Source organism: Mesorhizobium sp. ANAO-SY3R2 (assembly GCF_042466635.1).
Lineage (GTDB): Bacteria > Pseudomonadota > Alphaproteobacteria > Rhizobiales > Rhizobiaceae > Aminobacter.
Window position 1 is genome coordinate 3,630,967 of record NZ_CP159955.1, and the last position, 19,172, is coordinate 3,650,138.

General features: G+C 59.2%; 14 protein-coding genes and 1 tRNA gene. 10 read left to right on the plus strand and 5 right to left on the minus strand.

What is annotated here, in order from left to right; all coding sequences use genetic code 11:
• Positions 1-137: 137 nt before the first annotated feature.
• Positions 138-692: a hypothetical protein gene (locus ABSY17_RS22395; protein WP_378945717.1), complete on the minus strand. Its 555-nt coding sequence runs from the start codon at positions 690-692 to the stop codon at positions 138-140.
• Positions 693-819: 127 nt separating this feature from the next.
• Positions 820-1,608: a nuclease-related domain-containing protein gene (locus tag ABSY17_RS22400; protein WP_378945720.1), complete on the minus strand. Its 789-nt coding sequence runs from the start codon at positions 1,606-1,608 to the stop codon at positions 820-822.
• Between the two features lie 170 nt (positions 1,609-1,778).
• Here ABSY17_RS22400 and ABSY17_RS22405 point away from each other — a divergent pair, with 170 nt between their 5' ends.
• The 5 genes from ABSY17_RS22405 (at position 1,779) to ABSY17_RS22425 (ending at position 6,444) form a co-directional block, all read left to right on the plus strand.
• Positions 1,779-1,958, plus strand: coding sequence for a hypothetical protein (locus ABSY17_RS22405; protein WP_378945722.1), 180 nt, complete (start codon positions 1,779-1,781; stop codon positions 1,956-1,958).
• 367 nt (positions 1,959-2,325) lie between these two features.
• Entirely contained in the window at positions 2,326-3,312 is a 987-nt protein-coding gene (locus ABSY17_RS22410; protein WP_378945725.1) for a tyrosine-type recombinase/integrase, read from the plus strand.
• A 1,034-nt stretch (positions 3,313-4,346) separates the two neighbouring features.
• Positions 4,347-5,363, plus strand: a complete 1,017-nt coding sequence (locus ABSY17_RS22415; protein ID WP_378945728.1) for a hypothetical protein — start codon at positions 4,347-4,349, stop codon at positions 5,361-5,363.
• Positions 5,364-5,559: 196 nt separating this feature from the next.
• A complete protein-coding gene (locus ABSY17_RS22420) occupies positions 5,560-5,904 on the plus strand; it encodes a hypothetical protein (protein WP_378945730.1) in 345 nt (114 codons plus the stop codon).
• A 114-nt stretch (positions 5,905-6,018) separates the two neighbouring features.
• A complete protein-coding gene (locus tag ABSY17_RS22425) occupies positions 6,019-6,444 on the plus strand; it encodes a hypothetical protein (protein WP_378945733.1) in 426 nt (141 codons plus the stop codon).
• A 20-nt stretch (positions 6,445-6,464) separates the two neighbouring features.
• Here ABSY17_RS22425 and ABSY17_RS22430 read toward each other — a convergent pair whose 3' ends face one another.
• Entirely contained in the window at positions 6,465-6,959 is a 495-nt protein-coding gene (locus tag ABSY17_RS22430; RefSeq protein WP_378945735.1) for a hypothetical protein, read from the minus strand.
• A gap of 1,138 nt (positions 6,960-8,097) precedes the next feature.
• Here ABSY17_RS22430 and ABSY17_RS22435 point away from each other — a divergent pair.
• From ABSY17_RS22435 to ABSY17_RS22445, 3 genes are all read left to right on the plus strand, one after another.
• Complete coding sequence (locus tag ABSY17_RS22435) at positions 8,098-8,622, plus strand: DUF4145 domain-containing protein (protein WP_378945738.1); 525 nt, start codon at positions 8,098-8,100, stop codon at positions 8,620-8,622.
• 181 nt (positions 8,623-8,803) lie between these two features.
• Positions 8,804-8,880 (plus strand) — tRNA-Arg (locus ABSY17_RS22440).
• A 334-nt stretch (positions 8,881-9,214) separates the two neighbouring features.
• Positions 9,215-10,954 (plus strand): putative bifunctional diguanylate cyclase/phosphodiesterase, encoded by a 1,740-nt coding sequence (locus tag ABSY17_RS22445; RefSeq protein WP_378945741.1) that lies wholly within the window; start codon positions 9,215-9,217, stop codon positions 10,952-10,954.
• A gap of 195 nt (positions 10,955-11,149) precedes the next feature.
• Here ABSY17_RS22445 and ABSY17_RS22450 read toward each other — a convergent pair whose 3' ends face one another.
• Both ABSY17_RS22450 and ABSY17_RS22455 read right to left on the minus strand, forming a co-directional pair.
• On the minus strand, positions 11,150-12,718 hold the full coding sequence (locus ABSY17_RS22450) for a methyl-accepting chemotaxis protein (protein WP_378945743.1): 1,569 nt from the start codon (positions 12,716-12,718) through the stop codon (positions 11,150-11,152).
• A 1,078-nt stretch (positions 12,719-13,796) separates the two neighbouring features.
• Positions 13,797-14,552 (minus strand): Crp/Fnr family transcriptional regulator, encoded by a 756-nt coding sequence (locus ABSY17_RS22455; RefSeq protein ID WP_378945746.1) that lies wholly within the window; start codon positions 14,550-14,552, stop codon positions 13,797-13,799.
• 62 nt (positions 14,553-14,614) lie between these two features.
• Between ABSY17_RS22455 and ABSY17_RS22460 the strand changes: the two genes are divergently transcribed.
• Both ABSY17_RS22460 and ABSY17_RS22465 read left to right on the plus strand, forming a co-directional pair.
• Entirely contained in the window at positions 14,615-17,011 is a 2,397-nt protein-coding gene (locus tag ABSY17_RS22460; RefSeq protein WP_378945748.1) for a putative bifunctional diguanylate cyclase/phosphodiesterase, read from the plus strand.
• A gap of 150 nt (positions 17,012-17,161) precedes the next feature.
• Positions 17,162-19,171, plus strand: a complete 2,010-nt coding sequence (locus ABSY17_RS22465) for a methyl-accepting chemotaxis protein (protein ID WP_378945751.1) — start codon at positions 17,162-17,164, stop codon at positions 19,169-19,171.
• Position 19,172 lies beyond the last annotated feature (1 nt).

The following is a 19,172-nucleotide window of genomic DNA, read 5'->3' on the forward strand; positions in this document are numbered from 1 at the left end:
CTGCCCTCCGAAGCGTCCGTAACGCAAATGACGCCCAAAACCGGGGACCTTTGTCTGGTAGGGTGTCCGCGATAACCTCGCGATTCCACAACCTCTGCGCCGCGCTTACACGGCACGATCCCGCCACTCTGGCGTGCTCAGTCAAAATCCGAAATTCGAAAACCGCATTTGCTAAATGCAAATAGCCACCGGTCTACTTTCTGCGGCTCCCATCCCGTCGCAGTCGATAGTTCGTCGACTCTTTGCATGTATCGTTCGAAATGATCTCTGGTGAAAACTGTTGGCACCTCCGGCCACCCATCAAATTCCCTCAGGGTGCTCCACGTATGAACGTCTATGACCGCCCATTTGGACGGAAGGCACCAGGCCAAAACGGCTGAAGCAAGCGGGACGCGAATACCTCTCAACGTCAGGAGATTTTCTACCGCGAGGGCGGGATTGTCTTGTTGAAACGCCGACGCCGAAGCCACGTAAATTGCTTCCTCGGTATTACCTCTTATCAGGGCTTCGATTCGGTTCACACCGCCACTTCCGGCCACCTTAATGCGAGCGATCTGTGTCAGCTCGTCAGCTGTTACAAAGCCTCGGCTTCTGACGCCAGCGAGTTCAGCGATGAGTTTGGTGGGAGAGTTCCGATCCCGCTGGAATGCTTGTGCCAGCCACGGTTTAGCTACCATCTGTTTGGCCAGCATTAACTCTCCCTCGTCATGACCACTGAAGCTAGGTGCAAGAAGCCCTCGCAGATATCACGAGCGAACATCGGGCCCACCATCGTCGAGCATTGTTCCAGCATCAAGCTTCTATCGCCTCCAATGCTTGCTAGCGCAAATCTAGATCAAGAAGACACCGGAATTCAGCCTCTTTCTCGAAGCGGATTCGGTCAGCTTCGTTCAACTGATCAGCTTGTTCTTTCAACCAGTCTCTGTTTTGCAATTCCCAGTCAGCCATCCGCTGATCGTCGAGGTCACGCAGTATCTCCCACACCTCGGCGCGTTTAGCCTGCGCGTTGGACGTCTCATCCTCGATCTGCGCGGGCGTGAATGGCTCCACTTTGAGATGGTCGACGATCCGGTCGAGATAGTCGTGTTGGAGATCCAGTTTGGGAGACGAGACATCTCGCAACCACCGAAGGCCACCCTTGAAATCCGCCACCCGGAACCACTTGGAAACGGTAGGCGGAACGTCGGAAAGCCCGATTGTGACAGGCCTCGTGAAAAGGGCGAGACCGCTAATGTGCGTCACATCGTTTGCATCACTCCAACCCACAGTGCTTTCTAGCCAATTCATCATGCCGCGCTTGTAGACGCGAACCTGCTCGAAGGGATTGCGGTAGGATCCACCCTTTACCGTCACACCGCCGTCCGTGACCCAAGTGCCATTTTCACAGGCCGTGATTGTCCCACCGTAATCTTTGAAGTCGATGATCGTGATCGCTCTCTCGCTCATTACGACCGCGTCGATCTCGTAACCGCCGCACCGGACGTTGCCGAGGATGCGCACGTCGCCTTTGTCACGGAGGTGCCTATCCCCGAGAAGGCAGAGTTTCTCGAAAGCCTCATTCTCCTGCGTGTGGAGATAAGGGGCAGCCCTATAAAGTTTGACTGGCATCGCTAACCCTTATCGGCTGGTAGCCTATTGCCTATGACATCGTTGTTTAGACTATCAACAAGTTGTGCGTGCACCATCTGATTGACAGGATTGCTAGTCGACATCCTTGGTTCCATCGCATTTATGGCCCTTACCCTACCCCCTACAACAGGCTGGACTGAGGAAATCGAATGCATGAGCTAACCGAGGAAGACCGCGATGCTATCATGCGCGTGGCGAAGGCACTCTGCCGGGACGAACGCTTTCAGAATCTTGTCATAGAAAGTATCAGCCGAGCCCTAACCGACGAGGAGATCATCGAGACTCTTTTCGATAATGGCTCTTCGGGCGGTTACACTTATACCCCATGAGCCTTTACTAGACGCTCGGCCTCGCGACCGGCTAAGCGTGCGGTCGAGGGAGGAGCTCCAAAGGATCAAATACCAGCGGATGAGCCGGACGCAGCGGAAAATACGCTGGCCGCCCAGCTCACTGCGGGTCACGTGACTTGCCCCCTGGAGCGTTTGCTCATTGCTGCCGTAACAATGCAGCGCTCTTCCAGATCTAAAGACGCCCGGAAGTCCTTGATCCTTATGGTGTCCACCAGCGCCCGCAGCAGCCCCACATAGCGCCCCTGAGTGCCGCGGCACAATCTGATCACACTGGACGGGGAAAGCTCCTTGGCCCCTCTCCGGGGGCGTCCTACGAGTCATGAGGCACAGAACAAGGAGGTGCTTCATGGCGACGATCCGCCGATTGCGGGGCAGATGGCAAGCTCAGGTCAGACGTAAAGGAATTGCCCCGCGTGCCAAGTCCTTCGATCAGAAGGCCGACGCCGAAAAGTGGGCGCGCAACCTCGAAGCCGAGCTCGATCGCTGCGGCAATCTCCCAGACACGCGCCCAGCCGAGCAGATGACCATCCAGTTGATGTTCGAGCGCTACCTACGCGAGATCACGCCAGAGAAACGCTCGGCGTCGAGCGAGACGTATCGTATCAAGGCAATGATGAAGCGGTCGATCGCTCACCGGACGCTAGCGATGCTCACGCCGCAGCACGTCGCTGAATATAGGGATGAGCGGTTGGCTGTCGTCTCATCCTCGACAGTCATCCGGGAGCTCAACTCACTGGGTCACGCGATCGACATCGCGCGCAAGGAGTGGGGCGTGCACCTACCGCAGAATCCCTGTCGTCTTATTCGTCGTCCAAAGCCACCTCGTGGACGAGACCGTCGTCTAGCTTTGGGTGAAGAGCAGAAGCTGCTCGATGCTGCTGACAGCGGTCGAACGCCTTGGATGCGTCCGCTGATCATTCTCGCCATTGAGACCGCAATGCGACAGGGCGAGCTCCTGAGCCTCACCTGGTCGAATGTCGACCTCGAAAAGCGCATCGCGCATCTGCCGCTGACGAAGAACGGTGATGCTCGTAACGTGCCGTTGTCCAGTCGCGCAATCGCGGTGCTGAGGGAGCTCAAGGTGGACAGCGCCGGTGATCAGGTGATCGCGACGACCAAAAGCGCCGTCGGACAAGCCTGGTTGCATCTACGGGACCGAGCGAGATCCGCTGATCTAAATTTTCATGATTTGCGACACGAAGCTGTCACCCGCCTGCTGGAGCGGGGATGGAACGTCATCGAAGTGGCGACCGTCTCCGGTCACAAGGAGTTGAGGATGCTACAGCGCTACAGCCACCTCCGGGCTGAGGATCTAGTCGAACGTCTGGGTTGAACATGATCGAGGTCAGCAGTATCTCGGGTCACAAAGAGCCTCCGGATGCTCAAGCCATACACACTTGAGCGCTGACAGCCCAACTGGCGCCCTGGATAGATCAATCTACGATTTCGACGGATTGCGCAGCCCTGTGCGACCTTTACCTTTTCCCGGTAAGAGCGCAAGTTTTGTCAGGTTTGCAGGCGAAATCCTTGACAGATACCAATCTGTGGTTGTGCTCGCCATTGCATTTTCGTTGGCAATGAACGCCAAAACCTGACAAACGTTTACGCTAGCTTGCGTTTTCTTGACAAAACTGCGCGATTTCGACGTTTTGCCCAAAGTGTCAAGGTTTGGAAGCCCGCGTTGGTTGTATCTCCGTTTGCGCTTAGGCTAAGCACTACCCCGTAGAATTGAACACCAGGCGCCATTGTCTACGGTGCGGCATTTTCCTGACCTGAGTTCGCTCTCAAACTCTTGATCCCCAACGTCGAAAACATATTCGCTCGCCACCAAATATACTCGGTAGATCCATCTACCGTAGAGCAGCGCATGTTCATTCCTTAGACTGGATAGGGTTGAGTCGCGCCAGGCTGCGCCATGCCGGGCAATAGACAAGCTTACTGCCGACGATTGCCCGCAGCGCGCCGCCCTTCTATTCGCTGCCGCCCGGTGCCTTGGAGCCTCCCGTGCCACTCTCACGTTGAACCACGGAGCGTGGCGACCAGGAGAGCGAAGTCCTAGGGAAGTGCAAGCTGAGCGATGGGAGTGCCTTCCGTGCTGGCGACAGCCCGAGGCTCAAACCTCCTGTGCCGGAAATAGACAAGGAAGCGCACGGGCACGAGCGAACTTCGAAGAACACTTTCCATACATTTTACGCCACAGACCGCGCCAGCGTGAATCCTCGAGTCAGCGGCGTGCAACTGGTCTGAAACTTTCCCTTGCGTTACATGCACTCCGAACCGCGGATTGCTATATCTCGGTCAGCAAGCGCTTGCACATCTTCAACATCATCATCGAGCGGACGACTTTGTCGCCCGCATGGAGCACCCATGTCATTTTTCATGAGTTCGTCAGCCCAGTGGCTCGACGATACCCTGGACACCATGTGTTTGGTCATGCCGGACGTTCTAGAACGCGAACGCGAGATTGCGGAAAAGAAGTGGTTTGCATATCGCTTCATGACGCCGCTTGCTGCAACGAAGCAGTTCGCGGAGTTGTATACCAAGGGGTTCAAGGCCTACATTCGGTTTAACCGGGATCGCGACGAGGCCGAGCTTCGGCAGGGGCTGGGACAAAAGATCTTCCACAAGCCCAACCGCTCCCTGACTGAACTTTGGCATGCTCGTCAGCGTGCAGATGAACTCGGTCTTCCCTACGATCTGCTCATCGAGTTTGGCTTTGAATTCGCCCGCAAGGGGGGCTGGAAGAACGCGCCCAGGCCGATGCAGCTCTTCGGCTCCGTCGAATCCGATATCGCCTGGCCGATTGAGATCGAAAGGTTTCTGGATGATCGGCTGCCCCTGTTTGTAGATAAGTTTGCAGGTCTTCCGCAGTATCGGGTCGAGAATTACCGCAACCTGCCGGTTCAGGACGCGTTCCGCACCTACCTCGCTGATCATATTGCGGTCTCCACCAAGCCGTGGGCATCGAGGCTAGCCGGTCCGTGCATCGAAAAGCGCCACCTCCCGCTTCTCAAGGCCATCAAGCTGGTGCCGAAGGACCAGAGGTGGCGGGTCACGACCGAACTTCGTGCCGAACGGGATAGCGAACTGCTGGTCGAGGCGCCGAGGGAGGCGCTGCCCGAGATCGCGTTTGTGTCCGCCTGCTTTGGGCTGACGGCTGCCCATGACGCAGACTCCTCGCCCTGCACTTCGTGTCCGTTCGGTGCGAAGTGCCTGCATATGGCGAAGATCGCATCGGCTGAGATGATTAAGCGCCACGGTAGTGTGTCGCGCCTAAAGGACGAGCGTGACGAGAAGCGGAAGGCGGGGCAGCGGCGCCGGACCGCTAGGTGCCGTGCGAGGAAGAAGGCAGCGCCTTTGAAGTCATCGCCCGCAGCGATTTGACCGCCCGGGACGTCAGCAGTGTAACGGTCGACCAAATATGTCTTATATCTTAATTAGATATAATAACTATTTGGCGGGGCGTTACACTTCTTCCCCAAGTCCTACCTCCGGGTGGTCGCTACGCACCTCCATTTCTTCATCTCGATGGGCAGCGCGCCCAGCGCGCTGACCTCTCCCTATTCTTTCCGAGGCAACCATGAATTTTGAAATCATCGATATCCGCCGGTTCTTCCGCAACCGCTTCGAATACTACATGGACAACAAGGACAGTCACGGCACGGGCGTGCACGGCGGCGCGCCTCTGACGCTTCGGGATCTGTGCCGGATCCTGGCTAACGACCTCGAGCCGTTTCCGCCTCGCTACGACCCTGACATGAAGAAGCTCTGCGGGCACGAATACCTGACCTGGTTCCGGGAAGAGCGCACCTATGGCAACGTGGCTCGTCTGCTGAGCAGGTTGCTCGCAGCGGAGGATGGCCATCTGCCGCCTGTCGGCGGGCGATGGGTGCATGCCACTTTGAAGGAGCGCCCTGCGGCCTGAATGGGTCGCCTCTGTGGCATCTCCGCCATTGCACCTCACCTGCACCTGTCCAAAGAGCGTCGCGAAGGCCCGGCATTTCGCCGGGTCTGTCGACGACAAAGGTGCAACGCGACGATGTCTTCCCCATCAAAACTCATTCCTGCAGCTCGCCACTGCGGAAAACTCAGAACTGCATACGGTCTTTTCCTGAGCCTGCTGCTCGCGGCGCCTTTGCCTGCCCGGGCGGAGGATGAGCTACAAACATCCGTCAGTGTTCTGGCGTCGATCGCCGGTCGGATCCGCGTGATTTCCGAAAACTGCAGGTTCCCCGTCGACCCAATGCTGGAGGGGCGTATCCTAGAAGCACTTGGGCCGTTGCCGGAGATCTCCATGAGCGACGTCGTTACCCTGCTGGTTCGCAGCCATCAGATCGAACTGCACGCCCGAGGACGTGAGTGCCACGCCGACCAGGATGCGGAGCATCTGAAAGCGCTCAAGAGCATCTACCAAATGAGCATAGCGAACCTGAAAGAGCTCGTTGCTGCTCGACAAGCGGATTGAAGGACAACATCGCGAACACTTCACACAGAGGTGTTTGCGGCAAGCCACTTTTGTAGGGCGAGGATTACGTCGAACTGAAGACGCGTTCCTCGAGCCAATGCCATTCCAACCGATGGGTTGAGCGAAGGATATCCTAGCTCAATCATAAGATCTCCCATCGCCAAGCGTCGTTTCGACATGATCAGCTCGATCCGTCGGCTAGCTTCTGGCGTCAATCGCTGATCGATTGCAATGCCAGTGGTGCCGGTGCTGGTTGTCGAGGTGGGCGGACTCGTCGACAGGGCGCCCGACGCCATCAACCACTTCAAAAAATCGGCTCGCTCGGCAGCATCTGCCTTTGCCCAGGCGTTCTTCAGTTCGAGTAGGCGCGTTCTCACTTTCTTCAGCCCGGCGGCTATAGCGGCGTCTGTCACCGTGCGGTGCCTTCCGGCTTTGAGATCAGCATAGATCGACGGATGGTCCCGTCTTAGCCGCTCCTCGTAATACGCGTTGTCGCGTGCCTGCTTCTTCGCCATTTCGATGCCCGGTCAAGCACTGTCGCCCAAATCGACTAGGGAGACTGCCTGGCGCGTTTGGCATGTCGGACGCTGTGAGGCAACGTTGGATCGCGCGGTGCGAGCTGGTGAGCGGCTGAGAGTCAACCAGCCGGATGCGTGGCGACAGGCGTCTCTTGCTTGCGAATGCCGCCGATCGAGTTGAAGTTGCGCAGCGAGCGCAAGGGCGCTCACCAGCGCTGTCCGCTCGCAGGACGCACTTTTCCTCATCGGCGATGCTGGAGCTCGCCAGCGAGCGCCTCTGAGTCAACCAGCAGCGCTTGTAGCCGGCTCGAGACCTGAATGCGTCGATGACGCAGACCTACGGGACCGCGTCGTTGCTCATAGACGTCGTCGTAGCGTCCGCGACATAGGGGCGGCGGACGTCAGCACTTCCAGAGCCGGACGGGGTTCTGAGCGTGCCTGAGCTCAGGGTCGGTCACGCGCTTCCCGCGTTCGCCGACATAAAGCGACCACATCTCGCCGGGCGCCTCCTCCCCCGGTCGCGATTCCGACGGCATGACGGTAATTCCTGGAACATGCATCAGCAACGTATCGGCAACATGGATTTCTAGCCCGCACAGAGTGGACAGTGCTGTCGCCGATACAGTAGCTGCCCTGTGACCAGCATGCACCGGTTCGCGCATTCGATCCGCTCATGTAGGTCATATCGCCAAACCACTGAACGGTGTAGGTGTTTCCGCTGTCGTCACAGCAGGTTTGAAGACTTAAGTTTCCAATACAAGCGGCTTCAGCAGCGGTGGAAAAAAGGCAATTGTAACAGTTACAAGAAATATTCTCATCACGAGCCCCCCTTATTGCAGAAAGATATCAACTCTGGTTGAGCCATTCCAGCGCCTCGTCATTCCGCGGCAATTCTGCCGTCCATGCAGCCAGAAGGCTCAAACGTGCAATCACACGGAAGAAACAGGAGACAAATGTGTCGTTAATTAGAGCCAAATGCCCAAGATGCGAAACTATTAACTCAACATTCGATGTGAGCGCACAAAACTCAAGGGGAATTGTTAGTTCAGGCTGGGTCGAGCGCTTTGAACTATTTTCAATTTGCAGGCACTGCCACCGAAGCACAATATTCTATTGCGACAATAGCAAGTATGAAATGAGCTCAAAACTAAATGAGACAAATAGTCTTGTAAAATATACTGGATACGTAAATGACTTTATGACGCTGCAGGGCTATGTGACTCTAAAAGATTCTGATCCTAAGCCAGCTCCCGAATTCATTCCAGAGGAAATTGCCGCCGCTTTTCTGGAGGCGACTACCTGTGTTTCAGTAAGGTGCTGGAATGCCGCTGGCGCAATGTTCCGATCGGCAATAGATCTTGCTACTAAGTCCCTTCTTCCGTCCGATGGAGAGCCAGCGATACGTGTGCGTCGTTCACTCGGGCTACGCCTTGAATGGTTGTTCGACAATGGCCGGCTACCCGCCGATTTGCGGCAGCTAGCGGACGCGGTTCAGCAGGACGGCAATGACGGCGTGCATGACGCTTCGCTGACTGAACACGACGCGCTCGACTTGCTCGACTTCACTTACGAACTCCTTGAGCGAATATACACCGAGCCCGGCAAGATCGAGGCTGCAAAGAAACGTCGTGAGGCCCGGCGCGATCAAGCTCGAGGCTGACACCGGCGCACTTAAGGCGCAGCGCCACAGCCTCGGCACTCCCGACAGGCTTCGAACCTGTGACCTCTGCCTTCGCAGGTCAGCACATCTCCATTTCCCCCGTTGATGCGCGGCCCTGCTTCGGCTATGACGGCTGCGTCGTCCGGTGCGCCGGGCGTGGTCGGCGAGCAGTCGCCGACGAGCACCCGTAGCTCAGCTGGATAGAGTGCTGCCCTCCGAAGGCAGAGGTCACAGGTTCGAATCCTGTCGGGTGCGCCAGCTTACTCCCTTGATAACACGGTCTTCGCGCGGCCATCCGGCCATCGGAAATGCTCGTTCCATCAGCCGGTCCCAAGCAGGTCCCACTGAGAGGTGGCACGCCCATGGCATCCGTAAATGCAACACCGGCCAAACTGCCCCACCGTGCCCAACCGGCGGTCGGTCGTGACCGGAGGTGCGAAACGGTTAACTCCTCGCTGTTAGGACCGCGCGCAGTTGATCAGCCAGGTTTGGGCGCCCGCCAACCGGCCCTTTTGCCCCTCGACAGGAGAGGGCTTCTGGATGCCTTCGTGCGTCAACAAAGAAGAAGAACAATGCTGGGCAAGAGGCGCAGATGAATAGCGTTATTCTACCTCCATTCCCATCAGAAATGGAGTTCATTCGATATGCACTGGACAGCGCGGCAATCGTTGCCATGACTGACGTTCGCGGAACCATCACTTTCGTCAACAACAAGTTCTGCGAGATATCAGGATACTCTCGCGGTGAGCTTCTCGGCGCCAATCACCGGATGCTGCACTCTGGGGCCCACGACACGCTGTTCTTCCGGCAGATGTATCGCCGAATCGCGGCTGGAAAGGTGTGGCACGGAGAGATCTGCAATCGCAGAAAGGACGGCTCGCACTATTGGGTGGACACCACGATCGTTCCCCACATCAACGATTCCGGGAAGGTCGACAGCTACACCGCCATCCGATTCGACATCAGCGCACGCCACGAGGCCGAAGAGAAGCTTCGCGACATCGTCAATGTCGACGCGCTTACCGGCATCGCCAACCGCCGACGCTTCCAGGAGCACCTGGAAGACGTCCTGGGGCAGCACGACACCGATCCCAGCAGCGTGCATCTCGCCCTTCTCGATATCGACGCGTTCAAGGAAATCAACGACTCGTTCGGGCACGATGTCGGGGATCGCCTTCTGAAGGTTATCAGCGAGCGGCTCTGCACGCTGGTGACGGCCAGCATATTCGTCGCACGCCTGGGCGGCGATGAGTTCGGCATCGTCATGACCGATATGACGGACGCCCAGGTGCTCGATCTTACCAGTCAGATGCTGTCCAGCCTCAGGCAGCCGGTGGAACTCGGCTCTTTCACCCGCAGGTGCTCAGCAAGCATCGGGGTGGCCTCGTTCCCCCGGCAGGCAGTTACGCTCGATGAATTGTTCAAGGCCGCTGATCTGGCACTTTACCATGCAAAGGGGTTGGGGCGCGATCGCGTGAAGTTCTTCATCCCCCGTCTGCGGGAGCTCGCGCTGCGCAAGAGCGAATTGATTCATGCCGTGGAAGTTGGCCTGGATCATGGCCAGTTTCGACTTCTCTATCAGCCGATCGTACCAACAAATCAGCGCCAGTCGCCGTCGCTGGAGGGGCTCTTGCGATGGGACCATCCCGAACAAGGGCATATCGCCCCGGGCGCCTTCCTGACGGACATGAATGATCCGGGCCTCCAGGCCGCCATTGGCATGTTCGTTCTTCAACGCGCCTTCGGCGACATGAAGACGATCAGGGAGATGGCGTTGCAGGTAGGACGCATCGCAATCAACGTGACGAACGCAGACTTCCGATCCGATGCATTCGTCAACAGATTCTTCGATCTGTGCCGGGAAACGGACCTGACGCCTGACCATTTCTGCATTGAGGTTACCGAGGGTGTGTTCCTCGGCCGTGACTATCAACAACTAGAAGGTCGCATTCGCCGGCTGCATGATGCCGGAGTCGAGATCGCCCTGGACGATTTCGGCACAGGCTTCGCCTCGCTTACGCATCTGCGGCGCATGCCCATCGATCGCATCAAGATTGATCGGAGCTTCGTGTCGAACCTGACGACCAGCGCGCAAGACCTTGCCATCGTCCGAGGCGTGATCGACATCGCTCACGGCATGGGCAAGGTGGTGACCGCCGAAGGGGTAGAGACGCCCGAGCAGATCGAGCTGCTTTGCGATCTCGGATGCGATTACCTGCAGGGATGGCACTTCGCCAAAGCCTGCAACATTGCGCATCTTCCCTATGTCCTCTCGCACATGCCGCCTGTCCCCAAGGGATCAGGCGCCGTGTCTTACGCGGCTGCCGGCTAGCGCATCGGCCCGAACCGAAGGTCCGCGAAGCGAATATCGGAATCGATTTCCGGAAAGCACGATGCGCAGATTCAAGAACTTGGAGCGTCCATTGTGCGCCCATTCGGACGCACGGCGCTCTAGCGTCAGCATCGGGCTACCGTAGCCGTACGATTGTCGAGGATGGCGGTCACATACCATCCTCGACTATCGAAGTCAGGCGATGCTTGCGGTCGCGGCTTTGCCACCCGGCCGAAACGCGTGCGGCGCAACTTTCTTCAGTTCGCGGCGCAGGGTATCGTTTCCATTCACTCGACGAACCTCGAATTGGCCGATCAGTTCCGCCAACTGCACGGTCTCATGCGACAGCGAATGAGCGGCGGCCGTCGTTTCCTCGACCATCGCCGCATTTTGCTGGGTCGCCTGATCCATCAGGTTGATCGCGGTATTGACCTGGTCCAGACCCGTGGCCTGTTCCTGTGCCCCCGAGGCGATCGCGGCGACGACATTGTTGATGTCGGCCACCTGGACCAGGATCCTTTCAAGCGACTTGCCGGTTTCGACCACGAGTTCGACGCCACCTTCCACGCGCGTCGTCGAAGCCGAAATCAGGCTCTTGATCTCCTTGGCCGCATCGGCTGAGCGCTGTGCCAGCGCGCGCACTTCGGAGGCGACGACCGCAAATCCCCGGCCTGCATCGCCGGCCCGCGCTGCCTCGACGCCCGCGTTCAGGGCGAGAAGATTGGTCTGGAAGGCGATTTCGTCGATGACCCCGATGATCTGGCCGATCTGCCGCGCCGAATTCATGATCGCGTCCATCGCCTCGACCGCCTGGCGCACGATAAGCGCGCTCTGCTTGGCATCCTCATCGGCGGCAACGACGACTTGGCGTGCGTGGGTCGCCCCCTCGGCCGATTTCTTGACTGTCGCCGTGATCTGGTCGAGTGCCGCAGCCGTCTCTTCGAGGCTTGCGGCCTGCTGTTCGGTGCGGCGCGACAGATCGTCCGCCGCCACCGCCATTTCCTGCGTTCCCGACTGGATTGCATTCGTGCCGCCGGCAACGCTCTGCATCGCCCCTTCAAGCTGCTCGATGGCCGCGTTGAAATCGCTCTGCAGCTTGCGGTAGGCCTCGGGCAACTCCTCTTCCATCCGATAGGTCAAGTCCTTGGCCGCCAGTTTGGCCAAGCCGACGCCAATCGAATTGGCAACAAGCGCCCGCTCCTGCTTGATAGCCTCCTGCCCGGCTTCCTCGGCTTGTCGGCGCTGCACCTCGAGGGTGTCCAGGTAAACCGAGATGGCGAGATCCATGTCCAGCATGGCCGCCTTGACCAGGCACGACAACGCCTCCGCCATCCCTTCGGGGCGCCGCTTGGCCATCCGCATGAGGCGCGGCCACTGCTCCTTCACGATGACGTGGATCAACTGCTCCATGACCAGCGCGTAGCCGCCGATATACCATCGCGGCTCCAGGCCAATTCGCGCGTGGGTTTGCCCGATCTTCAGTACCGCGCTCACATAGTCGTCGTTGTAGTCGGCGGCGGCAATGATGCCCCAATGCTGCTCCTGGCGGCCCTTTGCGCTTGCAATGTGCTTGTCGTCGCCGAAGAATTTGCGCGTCTCAGGGGTGGCTTTCACCTTGTCGTAGAAGGCCGCCAGGGCTGGTCCAAGCGATTGACTGAGGAGCGGCTGCAGCTCGCTCAGCGTCGCGCGCGCCTTGTGATCGATGCCAATAAAGTCGAGACGGTCATTCAAAGAGACCTGGCCGCGTATCGAATCTGCCTTCACGATATTCCCCCTTAGCTGCGTCCACCGGTCATGACGTGGACACGCCAAGAACGTCGGCAAACAATAATGCTTGAATTGAAGAAGTATTTCGTAGTTCCCGTTTCAATGAAGAAGCTCACTGAACGGCGTCATCGCTAGATATTTCGATAAACTTCAAATACTTAGGCGGCCGTCGTGTGCGGGCTCTCCAGCGAAATCGCGCTGAGCGTGCTGATTTCCACCCGCATCTGCTTGGCCTTGCTGCCTAGCTGTCAAAGTCGACCGCTGAAGCAGACCACTCCGGCAGCGCATCGACCCGAACCACAGGTCCGCGAAGCGAAAATCGGAATCGAGTTTCGCAAAAGCACGATGCGCAGTTTCGACTATTTGGAACGTCCCTTGTGCGTCCTTGTGGGCGCTTGGCACCCTAGTGTCCGCCCCCTTCGAACACCGTAGGCTCCTGACGCAATATCGCGCCCTCCCCTTCAGGTCGCCGCCCCCCAGCCACGACCGCCCCATTCACCATTGGCCGTGCGCGAAGCGCCTGCGCCTCTTCACAACCCGTGTGCAAACCGAACCAGCCTGACTGTGTCTTGCGGCGCGCCGCAATGGTTCAGACTATCTGTCAGTCCGAACCGGCAATGTCGTCAGAATGTGTACGGTGCCGAATGAACTATACCGTACACAACTAAAGGTTAATTGATATTTAAAGGCATTTGTGCCTGCAAAATAAACCCTAGGCCGCGACAGCACATCGCGATCGCAGACTATCGGTCAATGATCTGGGGCTACTTTCGCCAAGCTCAAATCTCTGCTTCGAAAGACCGCAAACCTTGCGATCCATCACCTGGTGCAGGCTATTTTCGAAGCTAATCCGTGCCAACGCCCGACGACTGCCGACACTACTGTGTAGCCTCAGGTTCGGCATCATTCACAAGGCAAAAGACTGACGGGTCACTCGCGCACCGTTAGCGAACAGTCGTCACCAAAGCGGGTACCGCCGCCACGTTGATATGCGTCTCCCACGACAATGCCATCAACACAGCAACGTCGCGGGATATACTGGCAAGCCGGCAATCGAAGCACGTTGCTGCCCTGATCACCCCAGCAAAGATGCGTCCAGCACCCGCCGATAGCATTCACAGGTGCGGCCCTGCAACGCGCTGCGGTCGCGAATGGCGATGTGACCGCGGTGGTAATTGACGATGCCGTCCATGAACAGTTCTGAGCAGATGCCGCTCACGGTGGCACGGCGCAGTCCCAGTACCTGCGAAACGGTTTCCTGCGTCAGTATGAACGTGTCGCCGCGCACGCGATCATGGGTCTGCAGCAACCAGCGTGTCACGCGCTGCTCGGCGGTGTGCAGGCTGTTGCAGGCAACAGATTCCATGAGCTGCACGATCAAGGATTTGGAGTATCGCAGCATGGCTTCGCGGACGCACACGAAGCGTTCGTGCGCGGCATTGAGATCGTCGATCGAGAGCCATGAAGCATCGCCGGCCACCTGGACCACGGTTCTTCCAACCGCATTGCCGCCACCCATGACCAACGGCACGCCGACAAACCCCTCAAAGCCTATCGACGCCTTTTCAACGCTTCGCCCATCTTCCATCTCGGCCATGTAGGAAATCACGCCGTCGTTCGGGAATACCGCATGAGTAACGGGGGCGCCGTCCGCGAAGATGACGTCGCCAACGGCAATAGGCTTTCTGACCAAGCGCTCTTGCAAGAAAACCTGCGCTTCCGGCCGTAGGGACAGAAGCACCTTGTTGCGCGTCTCTCCGGAAAATCCAGCATGCGGGGCCGACTGGACTCTATTTCCCGCTGCGGTGTCGAATGTATTTTGCGTAGCCAATTGCCCTTAAACTCCAATTAACCTCTCGCTGTGTACGTTATAGTTCATTCGTTACCGTACACATGATGACCTTTCCGGTTCGGACGGACAGACATGCTGCACCCCAAGGGCGTCCAGCAACTGACCGCCAGGCTTGGTTTATTTTGCGCCGGGGATTTGAAGAGGCGCAACCGTCTCATGCATGGGTAGTGGTGGATGGGCTGGCCGCGGAGGGGGGAAGCTGCGGCCTGAAGGGGGGAAGCATGTCATTGCATCAGCAACCTACGTCATTGGGGGGCGTGGGGCGAACAGTTGCGGAACCGTCAGCCGGGGCTGTCGGAATAGACCTTGATCTTGACAGGGCCGGCAGCAAGGTCAAGCAGATACAGGCGGAGTTCGGCGCCTATAAAGCGGCTCTCGATCAGCATGCCATTGTGGCGATGACCGATCGCAGCGGCACCATAGCCTATGTCAATGACTTGTTTTGCCAGATCAGCGGGTATCGCCGCAGCGAGTTGGTCGGGCGAAAGCACAATGTGGTCAACTCCGGCCTGCACCCAAGGCACTTCTTTGCCGACATGTGGCGCACGATCGCAGGTGGCGGGTTGTGGCACGGGGAAATCTGCAATCGCTCCAAGGGTGGAGCGTTGTATTGGGTCGACACCACCATCGTGCCGCTGTTGGCGCCATCAGGAAAAATCCAAAGCTACGTCTCGATCCGCTACGACATTACCCGGCGCAAAGCAGCCGAGGCAGCGCTGAGCGCTGAGAACGAGAAGCGGCGCGAGGCGGAGGCTCTGCTGCGCGACATCATCGAGGCCATTCCCGATGCGGTGGCGGCCTTCGATGCAAACGATCGCCTGGTTTTGTTCAATGAAACCTTCAAACGCTACTACAGCGCTTCCGCGCCAATCATAGAACTGGGCATCTCCTTCGAAAGCATTCTGCGCTTCGGTGTCGAGATCGGGCAATTCAATATCGCCAGGAAGACGCCCGATGCTCGCGAGGCCTGGATCGCGGCGCGCATGCGCGAACATCGCAACCCGGGCAAGCGGGTGCTTCAGCAGTTGAGCGACGGACGCTGGCTGCAGATGCGCGAGCGGCAGTCGCGTACCGGCCATGTGGTGGGCGTTCGCACCGACATCACCGATCTGAAGCAGGCCGAACTGGTCATCAAGCGCCAGGCAGAGCAGGATCCGCTGACCGGCCTGCTCAACCGGGCCGTGTTGCTCGACCGCCTGACCGATGCCATTGCGGCGAGCGAACGCTCCGGCCGCGAAGGGGCGCTGTTGCTGGTCGATCTTGATGATTTCAAGAGCGTCAACGATACCCTCGGGCATGACGCGGGCGACGTGCTGCTGCTCACGATTGCACAACGCTTTCGCGAAGTCCTGCGCAAATCCGATACGATCGCCAGGCTCGGCGGTGATGAATTTGCCATCATCGTCCCCAACCTGGCGGGGGCCGAGGACGCAATCAGAGTGGCCGAAAAGATCCTCGCTTGCGTCGAGCGGCCAACCGATATCGAGCATCGCACCCTCAATCCGCGTTGCAGCATCGGCGTTGCCATGTTTCCGAGCGATGGCGACACGCCCAAGGAACTGCTCAAACACGCAGACATCGCGCTCTATCAGGCCAAGGCGCACGGGCGTGGCATGTCATGCTTCTTCGATCCGGTTCTGCGCGAAGGGGTGGAAAGGCGACAGGCAACGGGCGACGCTCTCAGGGCTGCGTTGGCTGCTGGCGAGATCGACATTGCGCTCCAGCCGCAGGTGCGCCTTGATGATCGAACCCATGTCGGCTTCGAGGCCTTGGCGCGCTGGAATCTGAACGGCCACCCCATCGCGCCGAGCGAATTCATCCCCGTTGCCGAAGAAACCGGGCTGATCGTACCGCTTGGGCTCTATGTGCTGGAAAAATCCATGGCAACGTCGCGCTTGCTTCGCGATCGCGGCTATGATCCGGGACCGATTGCCGTCAATGTCGCCGCAGCCCAGCTCAAGCAGGACGACTTTGCCAGAACTGTCCTGTCGATGCTCGCCCAGTTCGGCCTGCAGCCTTCGGCGCTGGAAATCGAACTGACAGAGAACGTGCTGCTCGACCGCGCCAGCGACCGGATATCTGTGGCGCTGCACGACCTGCATCAAGCCGGCGTGGTCATTGCCCTCGACGATTTCGGCACCGGCTATGCTTCGCTATCGCACCTCAAGCGCTATCCGGTAAGCCGGCTGAAAATCGACCAGTCATTCGTTCGGGAGATCCAGTCCGACTTCGATGACGCAATCATCGCGCGAACGATCATCAATCTCGCCCAGAATCTGAAAATGAGCGTGGTTGCCGAGGGCGTCGAGACCGAGCAGCAATTCGAGTTTCTCAAGGCTCACGGCTGTGGTTGTGCACAAGGTTATCTCATCTCCAGGCCGATCGAACGGGCGGAGGTCGAGAGTTACCTTTCCATTACCAGTGTGCCGTATGGGTAACCGGCTCCAGGATGTAGCGATCCTGCTTTTGAAGGGAGCAGCCCTCGGGTTTCCAGGGGAATTTTATATTGCACCATGCATTCCTGGCGGCGGCGGATGCCGCCGGGGAAGGCAACCAGATCCAGTTATTATACGGCAAGGAAACACCCCATGAGTTCTACCTTCACCGCAGCATCCAGATCCGCTTCCAGCGCGCCGCCGCAGGGACGGGGTTTTTCGCTCGCCAATCTGAGCATCGTGCGCAAGCTGGCACTCAGCTTCTCGGCGATCATGGTGGTCAGCGTCGTCGTCGCCGTGCTGCTGATGGAGGCGCTCAGCACGATGAAGACCACGTCCGAGGAACTTGAGACGGCGAGCGAGGTGCTGAACACGCTCGGCAAGGCCGAGGCGCTGCATCTCGACCGCTCCAATATCGCCCGTGCCTACGTTATCAATCCCCGCGAAAGCGTTGCCAAGCGCTACCACCAGACGTCGCAGAACGTCGCCGAGACCATCGGCGCGGCCAGGAACCTGGTCGCCGACAATACGCGCGTGATCGCTGCGATCGACAAATTCGAGACGGCGGCCAACAATTTCCGCGACGAGATCACCAATCCTGCCGTCGAACTCGGCAACGTACCCGAGACCTACGGCAAGGCGCGCGAGATTGCCGCCGGGGATCGTGCTTCGGAGCTGATGGCTGCCGTGCGCACGGCGGTCGCCGAGATGCGGGAGGAGATTTCCGGCTGGCAGCAGGAGGTCACCGCGCGCAAGGACGACGCCATTGCCACGGCGCAGTACGTGCAGCTTGGCAGCGCGGGCTTGACGATCGCCATTCTGATGCTGATCGCCTGGTGGCTTTCGAACCAGATTGCCAAGCCGGTGAACCGGATGACGCAGGCGATGCGCGATCTCGCGGCGGGCGACCACAACGTGGCGATCCCGGCGGTCGGGCGTCGGGACGAGGTCGGCCAGATGGCGAGCGCCGTGCAGACCTTCAAGGACGCGGCGATCGAGAAGATCCGGCTCGAGGCCGAGGCCGAGGCGACGCGCCAGCACATCGAGGACGAGCGCGCTGCCCAGGCCGCGCGCAAGGCCGAAGAGGACCGCCAGGACCAGCTCGTCATCGCCGCCCTCGCCGAGGGCCTCGACAAGCTGTCGCAGGGCGACCTGATGTACCGCATCGACATCGCCTTCCCCGACAAGGTGGCCAAGCTGCGCACCGACTTCAACGCGGCGGTGGAAAAGCTGCAGGAGACGATGCTGTCGATCACCTCGAGCGTGCGGGCGATCCATGCCGGCACCGGCGAGATCTCGACGGCGGCCGACGACCTGTCGCGCCGCACCGAGCAGCAGGCGGCGAGCCTGGAAGAGACGGCGGCCGCGCTTGACCAGATCACGGCGACGGTGAAGAAGACGGCGGAAGGCGCCATCCATGCCCGCGAGGTCGTCTCGGAGGCCAAGGGCGACGCCGAAAACTCCGGTGTCGTGGTGCGCAAGGCGATGGACGCCATGGGCACGATCGAAAAGTCGTCCGACCAGATCAGCCGGATCATCGGGGTGATCGACGAGATCGCCTTCCAGACCAACCTTCTGGCGCTGAACGCAGGCGTCGAGGCGGCACGGGCTGGCGATGCGGGACGCGGCTTTGCCGTGGTCGCCTCCGAGGTCAGGGCGCTGGCCCAGCGCTCGGCGGAAGCGGCGCGCGAGATCAAGAGCCTGATCTCGACCTCGACGACCCAGGTCGGCGAAGGTGTCAAGCTGGTCGCCGAGACCGGCAAGGCGCTGGAGCGCATCGTCACCCAGGTGGCCGAGATCAACGCTGTCGTCACCAACATCGCCGCCAGTGCGCAAGAGCAGTCGACCGGCCTCGACCAGGTCAACACCGCGGTCAACCAGATGGACCAGGTGACCCAGCAGAACGCCGCCATGGTCGAGGAATCGACGGCCGCCAGCCATTCGCTGTCGCAAGAGACCGACGAGTTGTCGCGCCAGATCAGCACCTTCAGGCTCGGCAAGCTCGCCGCGGTCGATCACGGCCGCCCGGCAAGTGCCAGGCCTGCGGCTGCCAAGCCTGCGGCCCGCGCAGCGCGGCCCGAGCTGAAGGTCACGGCGTCGAGCTACGGCACTTCCGCCGTGCGCGCCGCCGCACCGGCCGCCGACGACTGGCAGGAGTTCTGAG

What these genes read in the sequence shown, in the direction of transcription:
- ABSY17_RS22435 (WP_378945738.1), top strand. Translation starts at nt 8,098, where the DNA reads ATGAGCTCAAAACTAAATGAGACAAATAGTCTTGTAAAATATACTGGA.
- ABSY17_RS22460 (WP_378945748.1), top strand. Translation starts at nt 14,615, where the DNA reads ATGATGACCTTTCCGGTTCGGACGGACAGACATGCTGCACCCCAAGGG.
- ABSY17_RS22395 (WP_378945717.1), bottom strand. Translation starts at nt 692, where the DNA reads ATGCTGGCCAAACAGATGGTAGCTAAACCGTGGCTGGCACAAGCATTC.
- ABSY17_RS22445 (WP_378945741.1), top strand. Translation starts at nt 9,215, where the DNA reads ATGAATAGCGTTATTCTACCTCCATTCCCATCAGAAATGGAGTTCATT.
- ABSY17_RS22410 (WP_378945725.1), top strand. Translation starts at nt 2,326, where the DNA reads ATGGCGACGATCCGCCGATTGCGGGGCAGATGGCAAGCTCAGGTCAGA.
- ABSY17_RS22415 (WP_378945728.1), top strand. Translation starts at nt 4,347, where the DNA reads ATGTCATTTTTCATGAGTTCGTCAGCCCAGTGGCTCGACGATACCCTG.
- ABSY17_RS22465 (WP_378945751.1), top strand. Translation starts at nt 17,162, where the DNA reads ATGAGTTCTACCTTCACCGCAGCATCCAGATCCGCTTCCAGCGCGCCG.
- ABSY17_RS22430 (WP_378945735.1), bottom strand. Translation starts at nt 6,959, where the DNA reads ATGGCGAAGAAGCAGGCACGCGACAACGCGTATTACGAGGAGCGGCTA.
- ABSY17_RS22405 (WP_378945722.1), top strand. Translation starts at nt 1,779, where the DNA reads ATGCATGAGCTAACCGAGGAAGACCGCGATGCTATCATGCGCGTGGCG.
- ABSY17_RS22425 (WP_378945733.1), top strand. Translation starts at nt 6,019, where the DNA reads ATGTCTTCCCCATCAAAACTCATTCCTGCAGCTCGCCACTGCGGAAAA.
- ABSY17_RS22400 (WP_378945720.1), bottom strand. Translation starts at nt 1,608, where the DNA reads ATGCCAGTCAAACTTTATAGGGCTGCCCCTTATCTCCACACGCAGGAG.
- ABSY17_RS22420 (WP_378945730.1), top strand. Translation starts at nt 5,560, where the DNA reads ATGAATTTTGAAATCATCGATATCCGCCGGTTCTTCCGCAACCGCTTC.